The 26051-nt window shown below is 63.0% G+C and carries 25 protein-coding genes and 1 tRNA gene; 21 read left to right on the top strand and 5 right to left on the bottom strand.

What is annotated here, in order from left to right; genetic code table 11:
* The first annotated feature begins 84 nt into the window (after positions 1-84).
* Entirely contained in the window at positions 85-576 is a 492-nt protein-coding gene (locus IPK70_14250; protein ID MBK8228320.1) for a J domain-containing protein, read from the top strand.
* Between the two features lie 47 nt (positions 577-623).
* Here the strand turns inward: IPK70_14250 and IPK70_14245 are convergent, their stop codons facing one another.
* Entirely contained in the window at positions 624-1691 is a 1068-nt protein-coding gene (locus tag IPK70_14245; GenBank protein MBK8228319.1) for a branched-chain amino acid aminotransferase, read from the bottom strand.
* A 113-nt stretch (positions 1692-1804) separates the two neighbouring features.
* Between IPK70_14245 and IPK70_14240 the strand changes: the two genes are divergently transcribed.
* The 7 genes from IPK70_14240 (at position 1805) to IPK70_14210 (ending at position 7118) form a co-directional block, all read left to right on the top strand.
* On the top strand, positions 1805-3634 hold the full coding sequence (locus IPK70_14240) for a RecQ family ATP-dependent DNA helicase (protein ID MBK8228318.1): 1830 nt from the start codon (positions 1805-1807) through the stop codon (positions 3632-3634).
* A complete protein-coding gene (locus IPK70_14235; GenBank protein MBK8228317.1) occupies positions 3631-4230 on the top strand; it encodes a DNA-3-methyladenine glycosylase in 600 nt (199 codons plus the stop codon). Before IPK70_14240 ends, IPK70_14235 begins: the two co-directional genes overlap by 4 nt.
* 20 nt (positions 4231-4250) lie before the next feature.
* Positions 4251-5183, top strand: coding sequence for a methionyl-tRNA formyltransferase (locus IPK70_14230; GenBank protein ID MBK8228316.1), 933 nt, complete (start codon positions 4251-4253; stop codon positions 5181-5183).
* On the top strand, positions 5180-5581 hold the full coding sequence (locus tag IPK70_14225) for a cupin domain-containing protein (protein ID MBK8228315.1): 402 nt from the start codon (positions 5180-5182) through the stop codon (positions 5579-5581). The genes IPK70_14230 and IPK70_14225 overlap by 4 nt, the downstream gene beginning before the upstream one ends.
* Before the next feature lie 209 nt (positions 5582-5790).
* Positions 5791-6066 carry an HU family DNA-binding protein gene (locus IPK70_14220; GenBank protein ID MBK8228314.1) on the top strand — a complete coding sequence of 92 codons (276 nt, stop codon included), beginning with the start codon at positions 5791-5793 and terminating at the stop codon, positions 6064-6066.
* Between the two features lie 66 nt (positions 6067-6132).
* Positions 6133-6807 (top strand): RNA methyltransferase, encoded by a 675-nt coding sequence (locus IPK70_14215; protein ID MBK8228313.1) that lies wholly within the window; start codon positions 6133-6135, stop codon positions 6805-6807.
* 98 nt (positions 6808-6905) lie between these two features.
* Positions 6906-7118, top strand: a complete 213-nt coding sequence (locus tag IPK70_14210; GenBank protein MBK8228312.1) for a 30S ribosomal protein THX — start codon at positions 6906-6908, stop codon at positions 7116-7118.
* A gap of 61 nt (positions 7119-7179) precedes the next feature.
* Here the strand turns inward: IPK70_14210 and pdxH are convergent, their stop codons facing one another.
* On the bottom strand, positions 7180-7827 hold the full coding sequence (gene pdxH, locus IPK70_14205; GenBank protein ID MBK8228311.1) for a pyridoxamine 5'-phosphate oxidase: 648 nt from the start codon (positions 7825-7827) through the stop codon (positions 7180-7182).
* A gap of 119 nt (positions 7828-7946) precedes the next feature.
* Between pdxH and IPK70_14200 the strand changes: the two genes are divergently transcribed.
* The 4 genes from IPK70_14200 to IPK70_14185 all read left to right on the top strand — a co-directional run bounded on the left by IPK70_14200 (position 7947) and on the right by IPK70_14185 (position 12748).
* Entirely contained in the window at positions 7947-9728 is a 1782-nt protein-coding gene (locus IPK70_14200) for a M1 family metallopeptidase (protein MBK8228310.1), read from the top strand.
* 113 nt (positions 9729-9841) lie between these two features.
* Positions 9842-10966, top strand: coding sequence for a hypothetical protein (locus IPK70_14195; protein ID MBK8228309.1), 1125 nt, complete (start codon positions 9842-9844; stop codon positions 10964-10966).
* Between the two features lie 41 nt (positions 10967-11007).
* Positions 11008-11397, top strand: a complete 390-nt coding sequence (locus IPK70_14190) for a hypothetical protein (protein MBK8228308.1) — start codon at positions 11008-11010, stop codon at positions 11395-11397.
* A 52-nt stretch (positions 11398-11449) separates the two neighbouring features.
* Positions 11450-12748 carry a beta-lactamase family protein gene (locus IPK70_14185; protein MBK8228307.1) on the top strand — a complete coding sequence of 433 codons (1299 nt, stop codon included), beginning with the start codon at positions 11450-11452 and terminating at the stop codon, positions 12746-12748.
* A 209-nt stretch (positions 12749-12957) separates the two neighbouring features.
* On the opposite strand, the gene IPK70_14180 is transcribed toward IPK70_14185, so the two are convergent.
* Complete coding sequence (locus tag IPK70_14180) at positions 12958-13947, bottom strand: SPFH/Band 7/PHB domain protein (protein ID MBK8228306.1); 990 nt, start codon at positions 13945-13947, stop codon at positions 12958-12960.
* Positions 13948-14058: 111 nt separating this feature from the next.
* Positions 14059-14511 (bottom strand): NfeD family protein, encoded by a 453-nt coding sequence (locus tag IPK70_14175; GenBank protein ID MBK8228305.1) that lies wholly within the window; start codon positions 14509-14511, stop codon positions 14059-14061.
* 103 nt (positions 14512-14614) lie between these two features.
* Between IPK70_14175 and IPK70_14170 the strand changes: the two genes are divergently transcribed.
* From IPK70_14170 to IPK70_14160, 3 genes are read left to right on the top strand one after another with little or no spacing between them, the layout of a single operon-like run.
* Positions 14615-16414: a hypothetical protein gene (locus tag IPK70_14170; GenBank protein ID MBK8228304.1), complete on the top strand. Its 1800-nt coding sequence runs from the start codon at positions 14615-14617 to the stop codon at positions 16412-16414.
* Positions 16411-17490, top strand: coding sequence for a glycosyltransferase (locus IPK70_14165; GenBank protein ID MBK8228303.1), 1080 nt, complete (start codon positions 16411-16413; stop codon positions 17488-17490). The genes IPK70_14170 and IPK70_14165 overlap by 4 nt, the downstream gene beginning before the upstream one ends.
* Positions 17487-18542 (top strand): glycosyltransferase family 2 protein, encoded by a 1056-nt coding sequence (locus tag IPK70_14160; protein ID MBK8228302.1) that lies wholly within the window; start codon positions 17487-17489, stop codon positions 18540-18542. Before IPK70_14165 ends, IPK70_14160 begins: the two co-directional genes overlap by 4 nt.
* 52 nt (positions 18543-18594) lie before the next feature.
* Here the strand turns inward: IPK70_14160 and rpsA are convergent, their stop codons facing one another.
* Positions 18595-20448: a 30S ribosomal protein S1 gene (gene rpsA, locus IPK70_14155; protein ID MBK8228301.1), complete on the bottom strand. Its 1854-nt coding sequence runs from the start codon at positions 20446-20448 to the stop codon at positions 18595-18597.
* 230 nt (positions 20449-20678) lie between these two features.
* On the opposite strand from rpsA, the gene IPK70_14150 reads away from it, so the two are divergent.
* The 6 genes from IPK70_14150 (at position 20679) to IPK70_14125 (ending at position 25849) form a co-directional block, all read left to right on the top strand.
* On the top strand, positions 20679-21509 hold the full coding sequence (locus tag IPK70_14150; protein MBK8228300.1) for a hypothetical protein: 831 nt from the start codon (positions 20679-20681) through the stop codon (positions 21507-21509).
* Entirely contained in the window at positions 21506-23677 is a 2172-nt protein-coding gene (locus tag IPK70_14145; protein ID MBK8228299.1) for a hypothetical protein, read from the top strand. The genes IPK70_14150 and IPK70_14145 overlap by 4 nt, the downstream gene beginning before the upstream one ends.
* A gap of 42 nt (positions 23678-23719) precedes the next feature.
* On the top strand, positions 23720-24109 hold the full coding sequence (locus tag IPK70_14140) for a hypothetical protein (protein ID MBK8228298.1): 390 nt from the start codon (positions 23720-23722) through the stop codon (positions 24107-24109).
* Positions 24110-24132: 23 nt separating this feature from the next.
* The gene (locus IPK70_14135; GenBank protein ID MBK8228297.1) at positions 24133-24891 is read left to right on the top strand and encodes a hypothetical protein; all 759 of its coding nucleotides are present in this window, start codon (positions 24133-24135) and stop codon (positions 24889-24891) included.
* A 203-nt stretch (positions 24892-25094) separates the two neighbouring features.
* Positions 25095-25727, top strand: coding sequence for a YdcF family protein (locus tag IPK70_14130; GenBank protein ID MBK8228296.1), 633 nt, complete (start codon positions 25095-25097; stop codon positions 25725-25727).
* Positions 25728-25775: 48 nt separating this feature from the next.
* Positions 25776-25849: transfer RNA gene (locus IPK70_14125), tRNA-Arg, on the top strand.
* Positions 25850-26051 lie beyond the last annotated feature (202 nt).

The raw sequence follows: 26051 nt of genomic DNA, 5'->3' as shown, positions 1-26051 counted from the left end.
CGTGCGTTGCCGTGGTAAGATACCTTGGCGCTGAAGATCGCATAACCCGCAGGTCACGCAGGGAGCTTTGGATCAGGCATCGGCATGCAGCAAGCCCTACGATACGATCATTACAAAGTGCTGGGGGTGCAGCGCGATGCCACGGCCGTCGAGATCAAGCGGGCATACCGCGATCGCGTGAAGCAATGGCACCCTGACCTGAACGACTCAGCGAGCGCGCCAGAAGTGTTCCATGCACTTCATCAGGCCTACCTCATCCTCAGCGATGATGCGGCCCGCGAGGAGTACGATGCGCAGCTGCGATTCTATCGCAGCGCAGGGGCTCCCGCCCATGCCAGGCCCCCGGCCCATAACACCCATGCACGCCGTCCTTTGGCGGATGAGCGCCCGGCCACGCGCACTGACCGCACCTTGTTCCGGGGCTTGCATGCCACGGGCCTTGCCTTCGGCGTGCTGCTGGTAAGCGGCATCTGCATCGGCTGCATGTTCTTCGGTTGGCCGCCGTACACCCTCCTCTTCATGCTGCCCGGATTGGCGGTGATCCCTGACAGCCTCGCTGGGCTTCGTGCCAAATGACGAAGGCCGCCCAGTGGCGGCCTTCGCGCGAAAGAACAGAGGACCCCTCAGACCGGCACCACCCACCCGTAGGGATCGGCCACACGGCCACGACGGATATCATCGAGCTTCTTGCCGATGCGGTTGGCCAGCTCCCGCGTCTCTACGCCCGGGAGGTCGTAGGTGGCATCGTCGAAAGCGATGGTCTGGATGTGCGCGATGGTGGCGGCTGTGCCAGCGCCGAAGGCGGAACGCAATCGGCCATTGCGCGCAGCGACCTCCACTTCTTCGACGGACACGCGGCGCTCTTCCACCTTGACGCCCTCATCCTTGGCGATGCGGATGATGCTGTCGCGCGTGATGCCGCGGAGGATGGTGCCATCGAGCGCAGGGGTGATCAGCGTCCCATCGATATTGAAGAACACGTTCATGGTGCCGCTCTCCTCGATGTACTCATGCGTGAGGCCATCGGTCCAAAGCAGTTGATGGAAGCCCTCCTCCTGGCCCAGCTTGGCGGGATAGAGGCCGCCACCGTAGTTGCCGCCGCACTTCGCTTCACCGGTGCCGCCGGGGAATGCACGGCTGAACTTCGTCTCTACTTTCACACGGACCGGCTCATTGTAATAGCCGCGCACCGGGCAGGTGAAGATGATCAGCCGGTAGGTATCGCTTGGTCGCACCCCGATGTAGGCGTCGCTTGCGAAAAGGAACGGGCGGATGTAGAGCGAGGCGTCCTCATCCTTCAGTACCCAGCCGCTATCAGCGCGCACCAGCTCCACCATCGCCTCCAGGAAAGCCTCCTCCGGGATATGCGGCATGCACATGCGGTGCGCGCTGCGATTCATGCGCGCGATGTTGTCCTGGGGACGGATGAGGTTTATGCCGCCGTCCACGTTGCGATAGGCCTTCAATCCCTCGAAAATGGTCTGGCTGTAATGCAGCACCAAGGAAGCCGGGCTCATTCGCATGTCCGCGAAGGGCACGATCCGCATGTCGCGCCACGCGCCATCGGCATAGTCCATCACGAACATGTGGTCGCTGAAGACCCTTCCGAACTTGATGTTCTCGAGGTCGGTTGCGGGCAGCTTCGAGGCGGCGATGCGCTCGATGGCTATCTTTTGGCCGGTGGTGATCATGCGCGTTGCGATTCAGGGGCTCGGGCCAAATGTAGAAGGCCCGCGCAGGTGAACGGCGCCAATGTAGCCCCGCCGAACGAAGCCGCCGTTAAGGGATGTCAAGCCCAACCGTGATGCGAACGCCCGCTGATGTGCTATCGGAGCATTGGGGCTATCCGGCCTTCAGGCCCGGACAGGAGGCGGTGATCGCTCGCGTGCTGGAGGGCGGCGATACCCTGGCGCTGCTGCCAACCGGTGGCGGCAAGAGCCTTTGTTACCAAGTGCCTGCCCTGTGCATGGGCAAGCTCTGCATCGTGGTCTCTCCGCTGATCGCACTCATGAAGGACCAGGTGGATGGCTTGCGCAAGCGCGGAATCGCGGCACGCGCGCTCATTGCAGGCATGCGCGCAGCCGAGATCGAGAACACCCTTGAAGCCGCTGTGCACGGCAAGCTGGCCTTCCTGTATGTCTCTCCTGAAAGACTGGGCACGGACATGGTGCGCGCGCGATTGCCGCGCATGCCGGTGGGCTTGCTGGCCGTGGACGAAGCGCACTGCATCTCTCAATGGGGCCACGATTTCAGGCCAGCCTACCGGCGGATCGCTGAGGTGAGGGAATTGCTGCCACGGATCCCTGTGCTCGCGCTCACGGCCTCTGCCACGCCAGCGGTTGCAGCGGACATCATGGACCAGCTCGCCTTCAGCGAAGGCAAGCTCCTCCGCGGGTCCTTTGCACGGCCGGAACTCGCCTTGTGGGTGAGCCGCGGCGAGGATCGCACCGGCCGTTTACTGCGGATATTGCGCGAGATCCCCGGCAGCGCTATCGTGTACGCACGTGAACGAAGGGCCACAGTGCGCATCGCGCAATTGCTCGCGCAGCACGGCATCTCAGCCGCAGCCTATCATGCCGGACTTGGCACCGTTGATCGGGATCGCGTGCAGCGTGAATGGACCACAGGTGCTATCCGCTGCGTAGCCGCGACCAACGCATTCGGCATGGGCATCGACAAGTCAGACGTGCGCAGCGTGATCCATCTGGAGCCGCCGCCCGACCTGGAGAGCTACTACCAGGAAGCGGGCCGCGCAGGGCGCGATGGCCAGGGATCATGGGCGTTCCTGCTCATTGGGCCTGGCGATGCCGAGCGCGCACAGGAACGTCTCCGGGATAGCTACCCTCCGATCGAAACCGTGCGCCTCGTCTATCAAGCTTTCGCGGATACCCACGGCATCGCCTTGGGATCAGGGCTGCATGAAGCCTACCCAGTGGACCTCGCCGCGCTCGCGAAGCGCACCGGCTTGCGGGCGCCCGTGGTAGCCAATTCACTGAAGGCCTTGGAGCTCGATGGCCGCATCGCGTTGAGCGATGGCGTCCACAGCCCTTCCCGCGTGCTGGTCGTGGCGGATCATGCCAGCGTCCACCGCATGCGCGTGAACGACCTGAGGCTCGGCGCCCTCTTGGAGGCATTGCTCCGCCTCCATGGCGGCTTGTTCGAGGAACCCACGCTGATTGACGAGGCGAGGCTCGCGAGGCTCCTGGACAAGCCGTCGGCGGAGATCATCGGGCACCTCAAGGAACTCGATCGCATGGGCATCCTATCCTACCGGCAACGCACCGATGCGCCGATGGCCACCTTGCTCATGCCCCGCGCGGATGCTGCAAAGCTCTGCCTGGAACCGGAGGCGCTCAGCGAACGTGAACGTCGGGCCAAGGAGCGGCTGCGAGCCATGCTTGCATACGCTGAAGGCGCAGAGGCCTGCCGGATGATAACGGTGCTCGACTATTTCGGTGAGCGCTTGGAGGCTCCCTGCGGGCGCTGCGATGCATGCACGCGCGCCACGAGGAAGGCCGGAGCAGGCGCTGATGCGCGGGCAATGGCCTCTGAGCCATTGACGGCGTATGCGCGGATATCCGTTGCCGATCGGGCGCTGCGCGATGAGTATGGCGATGGCCCCATGGAGGCATGAGCGCAGTGCTGAACCGGGAATTCTATACGAGACAGGATGTCGTGCGAATAGCTCGTGAACTGCTGGGCAAGGTGCTGGTGAGCGAGATTGATGGGTTCCGCACCAGCGGCATCATCACTGAGACGGAAGCCTATGCAGGAATCGGCGACCGCGCTTCCCACGCATTCGGCGGCAGGCGGACGGCGCGCACCGAAGTGATGTACGCTGATGGCGGCACGGCATACGTGTACCTCTGCTACGGCATGCACCACCTCTTCAATGTGGTCACGCATGAAGCGGGCACCCCGCACGCGGTTCTGGTGCGCGCCATGGAACCATTGGAGGGGATCGAGGCCATGCGCGCCCGGCGCGAAGGAAAGCCGCTGCGCACTGGAGGCCCGGCCTTGGTGAGCACCGCGCTCGGCATACGGACGGCGCACTCCGGACTGGACCTGCTTGATGGTCCGATCAGGATCGAGGATCGCGGCTATCGCCCTGTGCGCGGATCGATCATTGCCGGACAGCGCATCGGCGTTGATTATGCTGGCGCCGATGCACTGCTGCCATACCGGTTCCGCATCGCACCTTCGTCCCCGCTGATCCGGAAGCAGAAGTGAGCAAGGGCCGCGTGATCTTCATGGGCACACCGGAATTCGCGGTGGCCAGCCTGCGCGCATTGATCGATGCGGGCATTGATATAGCTGCGGTGATCACGGCACCCGACCGGCCTGCAGGCCGTGGCCAGCGCGTGCGCGTGAGCGCCGTGAAGGAATCCGCCTTGCAATGCGACCTGCGCGTGTTGCAGCCGGAGAAGCTCCGGGACCCGTCCTTCTTAGCCGACCTCGATGATTTGCAGGCCGACCTGTTCGTCGTGGTCGCCTTCCGCATGCTGCCAGCGGTGGTCTGGCAGAAGGCCCCGCTTGGCACCATCAACCTCCATGCATCCCTGCTGCCCGCATACCGCGGCGCCGCACCGATCAACTGGGCCATCATCAACGGCGAAACGCGTACCGGCGCAACCACCTTCTTCATCCGTGAGGAGATCGACACTGGCGATGTCCTCGACCGCGTTGAATTGGCCATCGGCCCGGAGGAGAGCGCAGGGGAGTTGCATGACCGATTGATGACGGCTGGAGCTGCGCTTCTAACGAGCACGGTGAAGCGCGTCTTGGGCGGCGATCGATCCAGCACGCCGCAAGGCCCAGTGCCGAACGGGTCACCACTGGCCCCGAAGCTCACGACGGAGAACTGCCGCGTGGATTGGAAAAGATCCGTGCAGCAGGCACACGACCAGATTCGCGGCCTCTCCCCATTCCCCGGCGCATGGACCTTGCTGCACCATGCAGACGGACGCCAAGAGCGATTCAAGATACTCCGGGCCACACTTGAGGCTGATTCGGATAACGGTTCCGATGCTGGAGCCATCGTCCTGAAGGATCGAAACCTGCTCGTCCGCTGCGCCGATGGTTGGTTAGCCGTGACACAGCTGCAGCCCGAGGGGCGTAAGCGCATGTCCGCAGCCGAGTTCATCCGGGGCGCTGGGCGCCTGGAGAATGCCCGATTCCAATGACCTGGACCCGGGCCGCATTCCTGCTCCTGGCCTTTGCCAGCGTCTGCTTCGCCTTCGGGCAGCGCTTCAGCAGCGACTTCGCACCGTGCGGTAAGGGTCCTGCGAACACCGTGGCTCCCTTGCACTCTGACAGCCTTTGCTCGTCCTTCCTCATCTGCGTGCCGCGCGAAGTGCACCCGCACTACCACGATTGGCATACGGAGCATGTGGTGGTGATCGAAGGCGAAGGGGAGATGCTGCTCGGTGATTCGGTCTTCGTGATCCGCGTTGGTGATGCGATAGCGATCCCGAAGGGGACCGTGCATGCCGTGACCACCCTCTCCGGAATACCGCTGCGGGTGGTGAGCATCCAGTCACCGCGCTTCGATGGCGCCGATCGCGTGCCCGTGGAGCGTTGATTCAACGGCTGCTGAAGGGTGCCTACAAATCGCCCGATGGCCATTTCTGAAACCCTTGCTGGCAGCGGGATTCCGGATGACTTATGAACAAACACCCTGATTTTTCAACATTCTCCGGATGTCCGCCCGGAAACCGTTGACAGGCGCGGGTTTCAGAATAGATTTGCCCTCGAGTTCAACAAACCACAACTCACCAACACAACACGACCATGGGTAACAAAGCAGAACTGATCGAGAGCATTGCCAACGACGCGAAGATCTCCAAGGCCGATGCGAAGCGCGCCCTCGACGCCTTCGTGGGCAACACCACCAAGGCCCTGAAGAAGGGTGAGCGCGTGACGCTCGTGGGCTTCGGCACCTTCAGCATCACCAAGCGCGCTGCTCGCAAGGGCCGCAACCCTCAGACGGGCAAGGAGATCAAGATCGCTGCCAAGAAGGTGGTGAAGTTCAAGGCCGGCGCCGACCTCGCCAGCCGCGTGAAGTAATCCCCTTCCGCTACCGGGAAAGCCCCTCGCATCGCGGGGGGCTTTTCTTTTGCGCCCTCCGACCGCATGACCGATCACGACCTGTACGAGCGCCTCTGCGCCTTCATCACCGACAACAAGCGCGCGCTCTTCGATCGCATCGCTCCGGAGCGCACGCGCCACATCACCTGCGTGCTCGAGGACATCTATCAGGCGCACAACGCCAGCGCGGTGGTGCGAACCTGCGACCTGTTGGGCATCCAGGACCTGCACATCATTGAGAACCGGAACAAGTACACGGTGAACCCGGATGTCACCCTCGGCTCATCGAAATGGGTGGACATGCACCGCTGGCGCGGCGAAGCCGACAACACCGCGCGCTGCATCGCGCACCTCAAGGAACGCGGATACGCCATCGTCACCACCTCGCCGCGCGCCACTGACTGCACGCCCGCCACCATCGCGCTGGACCGGCCGCTGGCCTTCTGTTTCGGCACGGAGCTCACCGGCGCCAGCGATGCGCTTATGCAGCAAGCCGACATCGCGCTGCGCATTCCGATGCATGGATTCACCGAGAGCTATAACATCAGCGTATCGGCGGCCATCACGCTCTACACGGTGATGGAACGCCTTCGCGCATCCGATGTGAACTGGCAGCTCGATGCCGCCGCGCTCGACGCGCTGAAACTGTCCTGGGCGCGGAAAGTGGTGCACAGCGCTGCTCACCTGGAGGAGCGGATCCGGCAAGAGCGCAGGCCTTGACCGTTTTCGACAGGCACGGGTTCACAAGGGCGAGACCCGCCCGCGCGCCATCATCCGATGCGGGATACTTTCGCCGCGAAACCAACAACCTCGATCTCATGGGAAAAGGTGACCGCAAGTCGAAGAAAGGGAAGCGCCGCATGGGCAGCGCCGGCAAATCGCGCCCGAGCCTGCGAAACAAGCGCCGCGCTGCGCGCAAGGCCGCTGGCACCGCCAAGCCAGCTAAGAAGGCAGCTCCGAAGAAGGCCGCAGCCAAGAAAGCCGCCCCGAAGAAAGCCGCGGCCAAGAAGGCCGCTCCGAAGAAGGATTGAGCGCACGGCGCGTTCATGCTGAGGCCTCCGGCGATCCGGGGGCCTCGCTATTCACACGCGTTCATGGCTGCAAGCGCACGCGCAACCATTGCCCATCGTTGAGGGCTTCATAAGCGATGCGGTCGTGCAACCGGCTGGGGCGGCCCTGCCAGAACTCGATGCGCGCCGGGCGTACCCTATAGCCGCCCCAATGCAAAGGGCGCGGGACTTCGTCTCCCTCCTTGAAGCGATCGGTCCAACGCTGATAGCGCTCTTCCAGCGCTGCGCGATCAGCAACAGGCCTGCTCTGGTCGCTGCTCCATGCTCCGATGCGGCTATCGCGCGGCCGGGATGCGAAGTACGCATCGCTCTCCTGCGCGGTCACATGCTCTGCCTTGCCCTCGATGCGCACCTGCCGTTCGTGCGCACCCCAGAAAAAGGTGAGCGCCACCCGCGGGTCGCGCTCGATGTCCATGGCCTTGCGGCTGTTGTGGTTCGTGTAGAACACGAAGCCCTCGCGATCGAATGCACGCAAGAGCACGATGCGGCAGCTGATGGTGAGCGTGCCCATGCTGGCCATGGCCATCGCGTGGGGCTCCGGCAGTCCATCAGCGATCGCATCATCGAGCCAACGGCTGAAGAGCGCGATGGGATCATCACCGGCCTGCTCTTCCAGCAGTTCGGCCTTACCATACTCCACGCGGTGATGCAAATGCCGTTTCTCGCTCATGGCTCCTTTCTTGGCGCGGCGAAAGATATCCGCCGCTGAACGCTGCGCACCAGACGGACCGCAGGCACTTACCAGGCGTTTACCTTGCCCGCATGTTGCGGTTTTCCATGGTGGTCCTAATGATCGCTTCTTGCGCTGGGGCAACGGCCCAGCTCCAAGACGGGAAGGACTCATTCCTCAGGGCCGATACGCTCAGGGGAAGCCTCGGTCCGGAGCGAGCCTGGTGGAATGTGGTCGGCTACGATGTCTCGGTGAAGCCCGATTTCGGGGCGCGTTCCATCGAAGGCCGCACCATCATCGCCTTCGATGCGGTCGCCGAGGGCCAGCGCATGCAGATCGACCTGCAGCAGCCGCTCATCGTCGACAGCATCCTTGCGGACGTGGCTACCTATAAGGATGGAACCATCGGCGTGAGCTACCGGGCCATTCCATTCCATCGCGAGGGGAACGTGGCTTGGGTGGAACTGCCGCAGCCCATGAAGAAGGGCGAGGCCACCACGATCACCATCCATTACCACGGGATCCCGCGATCCGCGAAGAACCCGCCGTGGGATGGCGGCTGGATCTGGAGGACAGATGCGCGCGGCAATCCTTGGATGAGCGTGGCCTGCCAGGGACTTGGCGCAAGCGCGTGGTACCCGTGCAAGGACCACCAGAGCGATGAGCCCGAGCATGGCGCCAACCTTCGCGTCACCGTGCCCGACAGCTTGCAGGCCATCGGCAATGGACGCTTGCGCAGCACCGTGAGGAATGGCGATGGCACGAGCACCTGGCATTGGCAGGTGAGGAATCCGATCAACACCTACAACCTGGTTCCCTACATCGGCAAGTATGCGCAGCTATCCGACACGTTCGCCGGCATGGAGGGCCATCTCGACCTGGACTTCTGGATCCTGCAGCACCATGCGCCATGGGGCGAAGGTGAATCCAGAGCGAACCGCGAAGAGGAAGAGCAGTGGCTGCAGAAAGCCACGACCCAATTCAAGCAAGTGCCGGAAATGCTCAGCTGCTTCGAGGAGTGGTTCGGCCCCTATCCGTTCCATGCCGATGGCTACAAACTGGTTGAATCACCGCACCTTGGCATGGAGCACCAGAGCGCCATCGCCTACGGCAACGGGTTCGTGAACGGATACCGCGGCAGCGACCTGAGCGGCACAGGCCATGGTCTGACGTGGGATTACATCATCATCCATGAGAGCGGGCATGAATGGTTCGGCAACAGCATCACCACGGCCGACATCGCCGACATGTGGGTGCATGAGGGCTTCACGGATTACAGCGAGACCATCTTCACCGAGTGCCAGCAGGGCAAGCAGGCCGCCGAGGAATACGTGATCGGCCTGCGCAGGAACATCCGCAACGACAAGCCCATCATCGGCCCTTATGGCGTGAACGAGGAAGGCAGCGGCGACATGTATTACAAGGGCGCCAACCTCATCCACATGATCCGCCACATCGTGGGCGACAGCACCTTCAAGGCCATGCTGCTGGAGATGAACCGGCGATTCAGGCACGCGGTCGTCACCAGCGCGCAGGTCGAGGAGTTCATGATCAACTTCAACGAGCGGACGAAGTCGCTGCTGAACAAGAGCATCTTCGATCAGTACTTGAGAACGACGCAGGTGCCTGTTCTGGAGTGGGGCGTGAAGAAGCGGACCCTCTTCGCGCGATGGACGAACTGCCTGCCAGGATTCAAGATGGTCGCATGGATCGACTTTGGCGGCCATCCCATGTACAAGGAGTTGGGCGCGGAATGGACCGTACTTGCAACAGGCAAGGTGAAGAAACTGCGCCCCTCGTTGAACAGGAATTGGTACGCATCCATTTCCCATGTCCATAAGAATGCGCTCAAATCGGTCCTGATCCCGCGCACCGTCTCTCCCGAACTTCGCGCCAAGTGAAGATGCCCTTCAACCATATCGCCCTCCTCACCTCCGGCGGCGATGCGCCCGGCATGAATGCAACCATAGATTTTGAGGAATGTCCGTTGCCCGTAACCGCGTAGGTTCGTAGCATGTCACGCTTGATCAGCACGCTAGCCTTTTCCGGACTCGCGTTCTCCGCCCCCGCCGCCACCTTCACCATCGCGCATTTCGGCACGCCGACCGATGCGCAGCCCGCGATCGATCGCGCGGCGCAGATCTGGGGCAGCATCCTGGTGAGCGATGTGCCCATCAAGGTGGCCGTGAGCTGGTTCCCGCTCGGGGCTTCGGCCCTGGGCGTGACCTTCCCGAATGGGCGCAAGGATTTCCCGGGAGCACCAGTGGCCTCAACGTGGTACGCCTCCTGTCTCGCGAACAGCATTGCGGGTTTCGAACTCAATCCCGGCGAAGACGACATCAACGTCTATCTCAACAGCGGCACCAATTGGTACTTGGGCCTCGATGGCAACACGCCAGCGGGCCAGTACGATCTGGTGACCGTGGCCCTGCACGAGCTCGGGCACGGACTCGGCTTCGTGGGCCTCGCGAAGAAAGCGGGCAGCGAAGGCTCCTTCGGGCAGTTGCTCATGAGCGATTTCGCGCCGCTGATCACCACCTTTCCGTGGCCGGAGCAAGAAGGGCTCCCCGGCATCTTCGACCGCTACCTGACCAGCACCGCTAATGGACCGCTGATCGACCTCACGAATCCGGGCGTTGCGCTGGGCACGGCCTTCACCAGCAATCAGGTCTTCTTCAATGGCGCCAACGCCATGAGCGCCAACGGCGGCCAAACAGCACGCATTTACGCGCCTGCAGCATTCGCACTCGGCAGCAGCTGTGTTCATTTCAACGAGGGCACCTACCCCGTTGGCGATCCCAACGAGCTGATGACGCCCTTCAGCAGTGCTGGCAGCGCCAACCATTGGCCCGGTCCTATCGCCATCGGCGTGATGCGCGACATCGGCTGGATGGTGAATGGTGTAGGCGTGCCCGAGCAGCAGTCGCGATCAGCATGGGGCCTGGCGCTCTTGCCCGACGGACATCTTCACTCATTCGGCCTGGAGGCCGGTGAGCGCTTGACTTTCCTCGATGCCCATGGCCGCAAGCTCCTCGAGGCTTCCGGCAACGGCCCCATCACCTCGGCTGGTTGGAGCAGCGGTCAGTGCATCGCGCTTCGGATGGCCACTGGAGAGGCGCGACGCGTGGTGCTGCCCTGACGCGCTTGCCGCCAGTGGCCATTCCTCTACTTTAGCGGGCCATGATGCGCTCCCTACCCGCGTTCGTCCTGTTATCGGCACTGCTGTCGGCTTGCAGCACGCACGAATACGTGGCCGCCAGCCATCCCAACGGAAAGCCCGAGGTCATCATCTACATGAAGGGCAAGGGCGAAGAAGCCGTAAAGGTGATGGAGAAGGTCTACTACCCGAGCGGCAAGCTGGAATACATCGGTCAATTCCAGAACGGCGTGGAGCATGGCGAATGGACCTACTATTACGAGAACGGCACCAAGAAATACGTTGAGCACTGGGAGGGTGGCGTGGAGCATGGGATACATTACGATTACAGCCCCGACGGGCAGATCTACCGCGAGCTGCATTATGACAAGGGCCGCCTGGTGAAGGAGGTGGACCGCAGCAAGCCGCAGTGAGCGATTTTGAACATTAGGGCACGGCAGGTGTCTATGCCTCGATTCCTCCAGCATGAGAACCACCATCCTGCTCTGCTCCGCGCTCTTCTCAGGATCCCTTGCCGCTCAGACCTATTACCCGCCGCTCGCCGGCAACACGTGGGAGACCGTTGATCCCGCCACCCTGGGCTGGTGCACCGATGAGATCCCTGCCCTGATCGACTTCCTCGAGCAGAGCAACACCAAGGCCTTCATCGTGCTCAAGGACGGCCGCATCGCCATCGAGCACTACTTCGGCACCTTCACGCAGGACAGCCTCTGGTACTGGGCCAGCGCCGGCAAGAGCCTCACCGCCTTCCTCGCGGGCAAGGCGCAGGAAGAAGGCTTCCTGGATATCGACGAGACGAGCGACACCTACCTGGGCGCAGGCTGGACGAGCTGCGCACCGCTGCAGGAAGAGCAGGTCACCATCCGCCACCAGCTCACCATGACCACCGGCTTCGACGATGGCGTGCCGGATCCGGATTGCACCGATCCCGCTTGCCTCGAATGCCTCGCGGAGCCGGGCACCCGCTGGGCCTACCACAATGCGCCTTATACCTTGCTCGATGGCGTGATCACCGGTGCCACTGGCCAAACGCTGAACGGATACGTCTTCAATAAGCTCACGCTCACAACAGGCCTTCAGGGCGCTTACGCACAGCTCGGATCGAACAACGTCTTCTTCAGCAAGGCGCGAGCGATGGCGCGCTTCGGCCTCCTGTGCATGGGCCAAGGCGCATGGAATGGGAACCCGGTGATGAACGACCAAGCCTACTTCAGCGAAATGGTATCGCCCTCGCAATCGCTGAATCCATCCTACGGATACCTCTGGTGGCTGAATGGGCAATCAAGCTTCATGCTGCCGGGCCTCCAGCAGAGCTTCAGCGGCATGCTGTGCCCCGCCATGCCTGCCGATGCATACAGCGCCATGGGCAAGAACGGGCAGCTCTGCAACGTATCGCCCAGCACCGGACTCGTGGTGGTGCGCATGGGCGATCTGCCCGGCGGGATCTTCGTGCCCAACTTCTACAACAACGACATCTGGGCGCTGCTCAATGATGTGATGTGCACCAGCACCGCTGCTTCGGACGTCACCTTTTCCGGGAACGTGAGGCTCTGGCCGAACCCGGCCTCGGACCTGGTGCGCCTCACTGCGGATGGAAGCACGGTGAATCAGATGGAGGTTCGCGCAGCCGATGGGCGATTGCTGCTGAGCGCCTCGAACGTGGCTCACTTCGATGCATCAGCGCTTCCCATCGGGCACTACCTCATGACCCTGCGTGATGGCAGCGATCGCTGGCATTGCGAGCCGCTCGTCATCGTGCGCTAGCCGGAATACCTCAGGTCAATGGACCTGTTCCGCCGAAGCGGGTTTCGCGGAAGAGCACCGGATCACGCTTGCGGAGATGCGCACTTACGTTGACGGGAACATGCGTCAACGGGCAAGACCTCGATGCGCTTGGTCAGCACGCGGCCTGGCATGCAAGCACAAGGGCGACCGTTGGCCGCCCATGTGCATTCAGCGAGGTCAGGATTCTATCACCCCTTCCGGTTCATATCCAGCATCTCCTTGATGCCGCCCACGCTGCTGAGCACGCCGGTGGCCTCGTAGGGCATGTAGATCACCTTGTTGTTCTGGCCGCTGGTCATGCTGGTGAGCGTCTCCAGGTACTTCATGGCGATGAGGTAGTTGGCCGGGTCGGCCTTGGCGCCGCTGATGGCCTGGGTGACGAGCTTGATGGCCTCTGCCTCGCCCTGCGCGCGGCGGATGCGGCTCTGGGCATCGCCTTCGGCCTCGAGGATCTGCGCCTGCTTCTGGCCCTCAGCGGTGGTGATCTGCGCCTGCTGGATCCCTTCGGCCTGCAGCACGGCTGCGCGCTTGCTGCCCTCGGCGTCGATGATCTGCGCACGCTTATCCCGCTCAGCGCGCATCTGCTTCTCCATGGCTTCGCGGATGTCGCGCGGTGGGTTGATGTCCTGCAGCTCCACGCGGTTCACCTTCACGCCCCATTTATTGCTGGCCTCATCGAGGATCGCGCGGAGCTTGCCGTTGATGGTGTCGCGGCTGGTGAGGGTCTCATCGAGATCGAGTTCGCCGATCACGTTCCGCAAGGTCGTCTGCGTGAGCTTCTCAATGGCCAACGGCAGGTTCTCGATCTCGTACATGGCCTTCACCGGATCCATGATCTGGAAATAGAGCAGCGCGTTGATCTCGGTCATCACATTGTCGCGCGTGATCACGTTCTGGCGCGGGAAATCATAGACGGTCTCGCGCAGGTCGATCCGCTCCTTGCGCTGGAACTGCACGTACTTATTGCCATCGGGCAGGTCGCGCGTGAAGCGGAAGATGATCTCGCGCGGCTTGTCGAACACCGGGATGATGATGTTGAAGCCGGCGGTGAGCGTGGTGCGGTACTTACCGAAGCGCTCGATCACCATGGCTTCGCTCTGCTGGACGATGCGAACGCCCTTGGCGATGATCACGAAGGCGAAGACGACCAGAAGCGCGGGGATGATGTAGTCGGTCATGTTGATCCTGATGTTGAGGGGTTGAGGGTTGTAGGCCTACGCTGGTGCTTCGGCGGTAGAAGGTCGGAGGGGGAGCTGCATCCTCGCATGGCTGGTGGCTGGTGGGCTGCGCTACGCTTCAAATGGCTTCACGATGACCGTATTGCTCTCCACGCGCACCACCTCGACCAAATCGCCCACGCGCAAGGCCCTGTCGTTCACGCATTCGGCGCGCCAATCGTCACCTCCGACCGAAACGCGGCCCAGGCGTATCCCAGCCTCGAAGTCCTGCGTGACGCGGCCGCGTTGGCCAACAAGGGCATCCACGTTGGTGCGCACGCCGTTGTCCTTCCACATGCGCCTCATGAGCAAGGGGCGCAGGGTGAAGAATGCCACGAGGGAGACCGCCGCGCACACGATGAGCTGCAGGCTAAGGCCAGCGCCCAGGAATGCCGTGGCGCTCGCAGCGAAGCAGCCCATGCTCACGCAGAAGAGCCAGAAGCCCGGCACGAAGATCTCTGCGATCAGGAGCACGATGGCCACTGCGGCCCACCAGTGATAAGGGGAGAGGGACAGGTCTTCCATATTGTTCGCCGTCGAATATAGCCGGGGCCTCCGAACCGTTTCGTCGTGCTTCTGATGAGCGGCGGGTCACCGGGCCGGGCGGCGACCGGTATTTTCGCGCGCCATGCCCGAACCCGCCGCGCGCAAGCCCGCCCTCCGTCTGGGTCGAGACACCTTGCTCACCTTCGGCACTGAAGGCCTCGCCTTGCTGGGCATGGTGCTCGCTTTCCGGCTGGCGGCGCAACAGAGCAAACACGACCTCGACCTCTACGTGATCGCGCGCCGCACCGTGGCTTTCCTATTCCCGGTGGTGCTCATGGGCGCCATGGTGGGACTCACGCGCTTCGTGGCCATGGATGCCGCGCCCGATGCTGCTCGGCGCTACCTGCGCGGGGCTTTCGCCGTGGTGGCGCCCCTCGGTGCGCTCGTATGCGCTTTGGGCGCACTGCTCGCTGAGCCCCTTGCCTGGATCCTCTTCGGCGACCGCGAAAGCGCTGCACTGGTCCCGCCAATCGGCGTGATGACCTTCGGCATGGCAGCGCACGGCGTGGCGTACGGCTACCTGCGCGGTCGCGGCCGCATCGTCGGGGCCAATGCGCTTCAGCTCGTGGTGCTGGCCATCGGTCCGTGCCTGGCCTTCGTCCTCTTCCACGACATGGAGCGCGCGCTGTGGGCCACGGGCATCAGCTGGCTGCTGCCGCCCGTGATCACCATTGCGCCCGAATTGCTGCGCAGGGATGGTCCCTCGCGACGGGAGCGCAGCGAGATCCTGCGCTACGGGCTGCCCCGCGTGCCGGGAGATGTGGCCCTCGGTGCGTTGCTTACGGTGCCGGGGTACATCGCCCTGCGCACCCACGGCCTCGATCTCAGCGGTGAGGTGGGTTTCGGCGCCACCTTGCTCAACATCGCCGCCGCCGCTTTCTCACCGGTGGCGCTGTTGCTGTTGCCGGCTGCTGCCGCCAAGCTCGCACGCGGGGAGTACGCCGACCTCGCGCAACGCGTGGCCCGCATGTCACGCTTGGTGCTGCTCGCCTCGGTGGCCCTCACCGTGGGCTTCGAGCTGCTGGCAACACCCCTGCTGCTGCTTTACCTCGGGCCCAATGGCGAGGCGTATGTGCCCATGGCGCGGCTGGTCTTCGTCGGAGCGCTGCCTTTCGCGTACTTCAATGGCATGCGCAGCCTGCTCGATGCCTACTTCCGAACGCCGCGCAACGGCATCAACCTCAGCAAGTCCTTCGCCATTCTCCTGCTCGGCGGACTCTTCCACCTCTTGGTGCCCACGCCGTGGTACACCATGCCCGTGGTCCTGCTCACCGCCCTCACCTACCTTGGCTTGGCAACCTGGAGCGATGCGCGGTATGTGCAGAGCGAATTGCAGCGCCTTGCCGATCAGGACCTCAGCGCGCTGCGCGTGATCGTGGTGGTGCCCGAGGCCGAAGGCGGCGAAGTGTATGCCCCCGCGCGTGAGGAAGCGGCGCACTTGGCCGGACAAGGCGCGCATGTGAGCTTCGTGCATCTCGAGAGCCGCACGTCACCATGGCGACTATGGCTCGCGCGTCAGCGCCTCAAGCGCATGATCGTGTCGCAGCGTGCCGATGTGGTGCTCTCGCTCTACGGCTCGGCGGCAGGGCTGTTCACCGTATTGAGCAGCCTCTCCCCTGTGGTGGTCACCTTCGTAGGCGACGATGTGCACAGGCGCGCCGTGCCCGGCGTGGCGCGGCCATGGCTCGGACGGCTCTTCTCACAGCTCGCGGCCTTCTTCGCCGCTGGGCTGATCTGCCGCAGCAGCGCCGTGCGCGACGGACTTTGGTGGCGGGGCAGCGAAGCCCTGGTGGTGGAAGCGGACACCGGGTCGCGTGAAGCGGCCGAGCTCACCCTCGCCCACCTCCGCGCAGTGGCGCTGCACAAGCCAGCCGAGGCATGAGGCTCTTGCTCGTTGCTGCCGCTAACTCGATCCACACGAGGCGATGGGCCGATGCCTTCGCGGAGCGTGGACATGAGGTGCACGTGATCTCGCAGCATGCACCGCGCGAGCCCTATGGTGAAAGCGTGCGGTTGCATCTGCTCCCTCACCGCGGCGGATTGGGCTACGTGCTGAACCGGGCTGCTGCGCAAAGGATCGCGAATGAGATCAACCCCGATGCGATCAATGTCCACTATGCCTCGGGCTATGGCACCTTGGCTCCACGGATCGAAGGCGTTCCGCTGATCCTGAACGTTTGGGGCAGCGATGTGTACGAATTCCCCGACACCAGCGCAGTTCACCGCTGGCTCCTGCGCCGGAATCTCATGCAGGCTGATGCCGTGGTGAGCACCAGCCGCGTGATGGCCGAACGCACCAGGCGCATCTGCCCGGACCTTGCGGCTATCGATGTGGTTCCTTTCGGCGTGGATCCCGAACGGTTCTCGCCGATGCCCAAGGCCGATGGCCCCTTGGTGATCGGCACTGTGAAGACCCTTGCGCCCAAGTATGGGATCGACACGCTGATCAAGGCCTTCGCACTGATCGCTCATGAACCCGGCTTGGAGCTCGCTCGGCTCCGCCTCGTAGGCGATGGCCCGCAACGCAAGCCCTTGGAAGCGCTCGTTCGTTCCTTTCGCATCGCCGACAGGGTGGATTTCATCGGCGCAGTGCCGCACGACCGTGTGCCCGAAGAGCTGGTGAAGCTCGACATGTATGCCGCGTTGAGCCGAAGCGACAGCGAGAGCTTCGGCGTGGCCGTGATCGAGGCCAGTGCCTGCGGATTGCCGGTGGTGGTGAGCCGCGTGGGCGGTCTGCCCGAAGTGGTGGATGAGGGCCGGAGCGGGTTGATCGTGCCGAAGGAGGATCGGAAGGCGGCCGCTGATGCCATCCTGCGCCTAGCGCGCGATGCATCGCTGCGTGAATCGATGGGCGGAGCCGGACGCGCACGTGTGCTTGCGCGCTATGCATGGGGCGATTGCGTGAACCGACAGCTCATGGTGATCGAAGCGGCCATGGAGAACATGCGCGGATCATGAGCGCGCAGCCAACGAACGCCTCGGCCATGCCGCTGGATCCTCCGAGGGTGCGCGTGGTGATACCCTGCCGCAATGAGGCCGGGTACATCGGCAAGTGCCTGCGCTCATTGATCGAGGCGGACCGGAGCGGCATGCAGGTGGAAGCCTGGGTGTGCGATGGGATGAGCGATGACGGCACACGTGAGGAGATCGGGGCCCTTGCAGCATCGCATCCCTGGATCAAGCTGGTGGACAACCCTGCGCGCACCACGCCTCAGGCCATGAACCTTGGCTTGAGGGCCGAAGGGTACGACGTGGGCATCCTCTTGGGCGCGCACGCTGAAGTGGAGGCCGATTTCCTGCAGGCGAACCTCGATTGCCTCGTCGCGCATCCGGAGGCGGGCTGCGTGGGCGGCATCATCGGGAATGTTTACACGGATGCTTCGAGCCGGCGCATCGGCGCAGCCATGGGGCACCCGTTCGGCGTGGGTGGAGCGCATTTCCGCACGGGCCTCAAGGAAGGCGAAGTGGATACCGTGGCATTCGGCGCCTATCGTCGCGAAGCGCTGGCCGCCATCGGCTTCGTGGATGAACGGCTCGCCCGCAATCAGGATGATGAACTCAACTTCCGCCTCACCCGCGCCGGGTGGAGGATCATCCTGTCACCACGCATCCGCAGCCGTTATTTCGTGCGCGCCAGCTTGAAGAAGCTCTTCCGCCAATACTGGCAATACGGCTATTGGAAGGTCTTCGTGAACCGGCTGCACCGCACAGTGACCACCACGCGGCAGCTGGTGCCTGCAGCCTTTGTGCTCTTCCTGGTCGCTGGCGGAGTGCTGGCCTTCATGCATCCTCTTCTGGCGCTCGGCTTTGGAACAGGCATTGCGCTCTATGGCATCGTGGCCATCGCCAGTGCCTTCCACGCCGCTGACCGCATGGTTGATGCCCCGGGCGTGCTCCTCGCTTTCATCACGCTCCATCTGGCTTATGGATCGGGCTACTTGCGCGGATTGCTCGACTTCATCGTGCTGGGCCGCCAACCGAAGGGCAGCGCCGCTACGAGTTCGCGGTAACGAAGGAGCCCCGGATCGCTCCGGGGCTCCGAATCATCATTCAACCTAAGGACTACGCCTCCTCGCCTTGGGTGTCGTCCTCGGCGGTGCGCTCCTTGTTCTCCATCGAGCTCTTCAGGTTGCTCAGCACGCTGAGGTCGCCGAGGGTGCTCTTCTCCACCTTCTCATTCACGCTCTTCACGCTCGCGCTGGTGGCAGTGCTGTCGCTTTCCTTGCGGGTGCGCTTTCCTTTGGCCACGGTCTCCATCGGCTCATCGCCTTCCTCAAAGGTGCGGGTATGGCTTAGGGCGATGCGGCGCGCATCAGCATTGAACTCGAGCACCATGAAGGGCAGCTTGTCCTCCAGCTCCGCCTTGGAGCCATCGGCCTTCTTCAGGTGCTTCAGGGTCACGGTGCCTTCCACGCCATAGGGCAGGCTCACCACGAAGTTCTGACCGGCGCGGCCCGTGAGGGTTCCCTCATGCACGCTGCCCGGTGTGAACACGGAGGCGAATACTTCCCACGGGTTCTCTTCCACCTGCTTGTGGCCGAGGCTGAGGCGGCGGTTGTCCTTATCGACCTCGAGCACCATCACCTCCACTTCGTCGCCCACGTTGCAGAATTCGCTGGGGTGCTTGATACGCTTGGTCCAGCTGAGATCGCTGATGTGGATCAGGCCGTCGACGCCCTCTTCCAGTTCGGCGAAGATGCCGAAGTGGGTGAAGTTGCGGACCTTGGCCTTGTGCTTCGAGCGCACAGGGTAGCGGAACTCGATGTCGGCCCATGGATCGGTGCTCAGCTGCTTCATGCCGAGGCTCATCTTGCGCTCTTCGCGATCGATGTTGAGCACCACGCAATCGATCTCCTGGCCTTCCTTCAGGAAGTCCTTGGGGCTGCGCAGGTGCTGGCTCCAGCTCATCTCGCTCACGTGCAGCAGGCCCTCCACGCCGGGGCTCACTTCCACGAAGGCGCCGTAATCGGTGATCACCATCACCTTGCCCTTCACCTTGTCGCCGGCGTTCAGGTCGGGGCTGAGCGCATCCCATGGGTGCGGCAGCAGCTGCTTCAGGCCGAGGGCGATGCGGCGCTTCTCGTCGTCGAAGTCGAGGATCACCACGTTGATCTTCTCGTCGAGCTTCACCACTTCTTCCGGATGGCTCACGCGGCCATAGGCCAGGTCGGTGATGTGGATCAGGCCATCCACGCCGCCGAGGTCCACGAACACACCGTAGCTGGTGATGTTCTTCACAGTGCCCTCGAGCACTTGGCCCTTCTCCAGGCCGCCGATGATCTGCTTCTTCTGGGCTTCAAGCTCGGCCTCGATCAGCGCCTTGTGGCTCACCACCACGTTCTTGAACTCCTGGTTGATCTTCACGACCTTGAACTCCATGTTCTTGTTCACGAACTGGTCGTAGTCGCGGATCGGCTTCACGTCGATCTGCGAGCCGGGCAGGAAGGCCTCGATGCCGAAGACATCGACGATGAGGCCGCCTTTGGTGCGGCACTTCACGAAGCCTGTGATCACCTCGTTGGTCTCCATGGCGTGGTTCACCTTGCCCCACGCGTTGTGCACGCGCGCGGTCTTGTGGCTCACCACCATTTGCCCCCCCTTGTCCTCCTGCTTCTCGATGTACACTTCCACCTGATCGCCGATGGCGAGGTCGGGCTTGTAGCGGAACTCGCTGATGGGGACGACACCTTCGGACTTGTAGCCGATGTTGATCACCACCTCCTTCTTGTTCATGCCCACCACGGTGCCCATGAGCACCTCCTTCTCGGAGATGCTGCTCAGGGTCTTCTCGTAGGCGTTCTCCATGGCCTGGTGCGCCTCAACGCCCATGGCTTTCCTGTCATCCTCAACACCGGCCCAATCGAAATCGGCTGGTGGCTCGTTAAAGGTGACCTTGTTGTTCTCGACAGTTGACATGCGTTCGCTTCAACTTGTATCCCGGACCTAGGGGGCGCTGTCCGAGAGGGTTCTTGATGCTGCGCCCGGGGCTCCCCTTCCCGGACGTTCCCCGGGCCCGCCACGGAGGGCGGGGGAAACGGGGCCGCGAATGTAGTCGAATGCTCTGAAACGCAGAGGCATGCCGGTGAAGCAATCCGATGAGCGCGCGTGAACATGCGCTTCATCCATCGGACCCTACTTTCGGCACGATGCGCAACGCACTCATCATCACCTCACTCCTATCGGCCTCGGCCTGCCTCGCCGGTGGCGATCCGCTCACCGTGGGCGCGCGATTCGCGGGCATGGGCGGCAGCGGCCTCACCCTTGCGGACCTCTGGAGCGTGCGCCTGAACCCGGCCGGCATCGCCGGCCTCGAAGCACCGGTCGCGGGCCTCTTCTACCAACGGCACTTCCTCAGTGAGGACCTGGCGCATCAAGGCTTGGCTGTGGCGCTGCCGGTAGGCAAAGGCGCTTTCGGGGTGGGAGTTGACCGTTTCGGATACTCGCTCTACAACGAGACGCGCGCCAGCCTGGCGTACGCCATGCGCTTCGGCGAAGGATTGCGCGCCGCCGTGCAGCTGGACTACCTGGGCGTGCAACTCGGCGGCAACTACGGCGGAACCAGTGCTTTCGCCGCCGAGCTAGGCGTGCAAGCCCGCATCAGCGAGCAATTCTGGCTGGGCGCGCACCTCTTCAATCCAACCCGGGCCAAGCTGGATGCCGTTACCGAAGGGAATGTGATCCTCGATGAGCGCGTGCCCACCCTGCTCCGCGCGGGTCTGGGCTGGGTGGCGAGCAGCAAGCTCACCCTCACCGGTGAGGTCGAGAAGGACATCGATCGCGCGGAGCGATTCCGCTTCGGCGTGGAGTACGGCCCGAGCAAGGCGCTTTTCCTGCGCGCTGGCATCAGCACCGCGCATGTGCAAGGTCATTTCGGCGTGGGCGTGCGCACGGGCAGGCTCGATGCGGACCTGGCCTTGGCCGTGCGGGCGCAGCTCGGCCCCACGCCCATGATCAACCTGAACTACCGCTTCAAGTGAAACGCCTCGCGGCATCGGTGATGGCCGGCGCGCTGGTCCTGGGTGCACGGGCCCAGGTCGATGGCGTCCCACGCGATGTGATCGAGCAGCGCATCGAAGCCGCCGTGGAGCAATTGGGAGGCGACAACGACGTGGACCTCACGAACCTCTTCGAGCTGCTGGCTGACCGCTACAACGACCCGATCGACCTCAACCATACCACCGCGCAGGAGCTCAATGCCCTGCTGCTGCTGAACGACGTGCAGGTGAGCGCGCTGATGCAGCACATCAAGCGCAATGGCCAATTGCTCAGCCTCTATGAGCTGCAGGCCATCCATGGCTGGGATGCGGCCACAATCCAATTGGTGCGGCCCTTCATCACCGTGCGCGAGACCCAGATGGGCGCGCGCGCTTCGCTCAAGGAGATCCTGAAGCAGGGCAGCCACGAGTGGACCACGCGCAGCACCTTGAACATCGAGTCACGGCGCGGATTCCTGGACCGCAGGAATCCCATCGGTACGAGCTACGAGGATCCCAGCGGCGATGCGCTGCCCGATGCCGATGACCCCGAGGTGCGCGATTCGCTCCGTGCGAACAGCAAGGTTTACCTGGGCAGCCCTTACCGCTTGTACACGCGCTACCGCTTCCGTTACCGGCAGAACATCAGCCTCGGCTTCACGGCGGAGAAGGACGAGGGCGAGGAGTTCTTCCAGGGCTCGCAGCGCAGCTTCGACTTCCTCAGTGCGCACCTCTTCGTGCGCGATCTCGGGCGGTTGAAGTCCGTGGCCATCGGCGATTACAGCGCGCAGTTCGGGCAGGGCCTCACCTTCTGGAACGGATTGGCCTTCGCCGCGAAGAGCAGCTTCACCTTGAACGTGAAGCGCAACGCCGTCGGGCTGGCGCCCTATACCAGCGTGAACGAGAATCTATTCATGCGAGGGGCCGCGGCCACCTTCGCGGTCACGCGCAAACTCGAGCTCACGGGCTTCTTCTCGAAGAAGCGCATCGATGCGAACGTGAGCGCCCAGCCCACCGGCAGCGACACGCTGGACACCAACATCCAAGAGGTCATCTTCAGCAGCTTCCAGGAGGATGGCTTCCACCGCACCACGAACGAGCTCCAGAAGAAGGAGTCGATCGGGGAGCAGATCATGGGCGGGCACCTGCGCTGGAAAGAGCGCGGCTGGAGCATCGGCGCCACCGCCGCCCGCATCGAGTACGATGCAGTGCTCGCGCGCAGCACGCAGCCCTACAATCGATTCGAGTTCCAGGGCCGCAGCAACACCACCATGGGCCTTGACTGGAACGTGCTATGGCGAAATATCACCTGGTTCGGCGAGGCGGCGCGCAGCGCGAACGGCGGCGTGGCCATGAACTCCGGCCTGCTGGCCGCGCTAGACCAGCGCGTGAGCATGAGCCTTCTATGGCGCGACTACGGCCGCGACTTCCACGGCTTGCAGAGCGTGGGCTTCGCCGAAGGCACCAATCCATGGAACGAGCGCGGGGTCTACGCGGGGATCGAGATTCGTCCCAGCCGGCAATGGCAGATCAACGCCTACTTCGACCAATTCCGCTTCCCTTGGCTGCGCTACCTCACCGACGGCCCTAGCAGCGGCTTCGACTGGATGGCGCAGGTGAATTGGCGCCCCAGCCGCAAGGTGGAGCTCTATGCCCGGGTGCGCCATCAGGACCGTGCGCGCAACACGTCGGCCGATGTGCGCGGAATCGATCCGCTGGTACGCGTGGAGCAGACCAACTACCGGGTGAACGTGAGCGCCAAGGTGAGCAGCAGCATCACCCTGCGCACCCGTGTGGAGACCGTCGATTTCCAGCGCGGGTCGGCGCCCTTGCAGCATGGCTTCCTGCTCTATCAGGACCTCGTGCACCGGCCGCTGAAGAGCCCGGTCGAGCTTACGGCCCGCTTCGCGCTCTTCGAGAGCGACAGCTACGATGCGCGACTGTACGCGTTCGAGAACGACCTCATCGGCGTGTTCGCCATCCCTGCGTATTACGGCCGCGGCATCCGTTGGTACGGCATGGCGCGCATCACGCCCTTGCGACGGGTGGATGTCTGGGTCCGTTACGGCGCGTGGATCTACCGCGACCAAACGAGCATCAGCAGCGGCTTGCAGGAGATCAATGGAAATGTGCGCAGCGACCTGAAGGCACAAGTGCGCTGGTTGTTCTAGAAGTTGAGCGGTTGCCTGCTCAACTTAGCCGGCGCTCATTCCATGGCCCTCCATCACATCCGCATCTCGCGCGAACAGCCCATCGCCTCTTTCGCCGGCAGCACCATGCCGCGCCTAGAATTCCGGCAGGCGCTCTTCAGAACACGTGATGCGCACTGGCAGCAGCGGCTCTATCGGGCGGCACTGGTGGTCACCACATCGGCCTTGGGGCTCGATGGCCGCAAGCTCGTGGTGGACCATCAAGCCATGCGCTTCGCGCTGCTCTATAATGCCTCCTGGCCGGAGCCCGCATTCCTGAAGGTCCGCAACTGGCCTTACAAGCCGGTTGAGCTGCGCGAGGATGCACCTGTCGTTTCCTGGACCGTGGAGCTGCATTTACGGGAACTCCGGCTCCTTGAAGAGGAATGGGTGGAGCTGGTCTTCATGGGCTGAGCGCCGTCTAACTTGCGCACGCCATGCGGTCGATCCTCCTCGCCCTTCTCCTGCCGGTCAGCGCCACAGCCCAGATCAACAATTGGGATCCGCGGTGGTACGCCACTGACAGCACGCTCATCTTCCACGACGACCTTGATTACTACCTCAACGCCTATAGCGAGCCCGAGATCAAGGCCATGCGCAAGCAGGTGAGCATCTGGCGCATGAACTTCGATAAGCTCATGCGGCGGACCATCCATGAACTGCGCGACTACAGCGAAGGCCATGGCATGCAACCGGCGGCCCACGATTTCGACCTGCCGATCGCGCAGCAAGAAGGCCGCTATCGCCTGATGGAAAACCAAGGGAAGATCAGAGCCTTCATGTTCGGGAGCATCAGCAATCCGCCGGCGCGCGTGCAGATGGAGCGCTGGAGCCACTTGGCGAAGAAGTACGCCAAAGAGGCCGATGTGCAGCTCTTCGTGATCTACGGCCGCGAGCTTCATCCCGGCGACCGGAAGAAGTTCAAGCTGTACCCCCAGCCGAAGAGCGAGACCGAAAAGGCGGCCTATGCCAAGGAGTTCGCGCAACTGGGCGCCTTGCCGGTGCTGATCGATGGCCTCGATGAAGCGGTCTACACCACCTATGGCCGGGTCCCGAACGGCGCCTATCTGGTGGACGCCGATGGGAACCTGGTATTCCGCAGCACCTGGGCTGATGCAAGGAAGATGGAGCATATGATCGATACCCTGCTGCGCTGGTACAAGGCTGGACGGCCGAAGGGGTTCGAGGCGAAGTAGGGGCACTGCACGGTTCCGGCGACCACAGAGCCGGAAGTCATCTGATGAACTCGATCTTGCCCAATGCAACATCAACCTTCTGGGTTGACCAAGAGGATTGAAGGAACACCATGCGGACCTGGATCCTGCTTTGCACCTGCTGGCCTCGATTGCGCGGTCTTTTGCACGGTGCTGTGTCCACTGCCGGGGTCGTTTCCCTATTGATGGCCTTCCTTGCGTTCACGCGCATCCCCTTCGATGCGCACCGCTGGCTGGGAACCGCCGCAGGCGAGTGCCGGAGCGAGCCGACGCTGATCATCGTGCTTGGTGGCAGCGGCATGCCCTCGGCACCTGAATTACTGCGGCTGCACCGCGCTGCGGAGCTGGCGCATGCCTGGCCTTCAGCCGGCCTGGCCATCGTGCATCCCGGTGATCCACAGGCCATCCTTTCGATGCGTGATGAGTTGGTGCAACGCGGCGTGGACAGCACCCGGATGAGACTGATCAACGAGGGCGACAATACACGCGCGCAGGCCTTAGCCTTAGCCTCTCGGATGCTGCCGAGCATGAAGGCCATGTCCATCGCTTTAGTGACCGCACCCGAGAACATGTACCGCAGCGTGCTCACTTTTCGCGGTGTTGGCTTCACTGAGGTGTGCGGGGCCCCAGCATGGGATCATGCCATGCATTACGATTTCAACTACGATCACACCGTGGCCGGTGGCAAGGCCTGGGTGCCCGACGTATCGGACAAACCTGCGCTCCGGTACACCTTCTGGAACTACCTGAAACTGGAGGTCACTTGCCTGCGGGAGTATTTGGCCATAGCCTACTACTGGTTGAACGGCTGGGTCTGATGGATTCCTGGTTCATTGGGGCTGGCTATATTCGCACCCGATTTTGAAGGACCCGTAGCTCAATTGGATAGAGCATCTGACTACGGATCAGAAGGTTTGGGGTTCGAATCCCTACGGGTCCGCAGGACACGGAGCAGGCGCCGCGAGGCGCCTTCTTCATTTCGCAGAAATGAAGGATTCGAGGCCTGTCCCGGTGAAAGCCGGGAAATCCCTACGGGTCCGCAGGACACGGAGCAGGCGCCGCGAGGCGCCTTCTTCATTTCGCAGAAATGAAGGATTCGAGGCCTGTCCCGGTGAAAGCCGGGAAATCCCTACAGGTCCGCA

The organism is Flavobacteriales bacterium, from assembly GCA_016712535.1.
Taxonomy (GTDB): Bacteria; Bacteroidota; Bacteroidia; order Flavobacteriales_F; family PHOS-HE28; genus PHOS-HE28.
The sequence above is the reverse complement of the archived record's forward strand: the minus strand, read 5'-3'. Positions and strand labels throughout refer to the sequence as shown.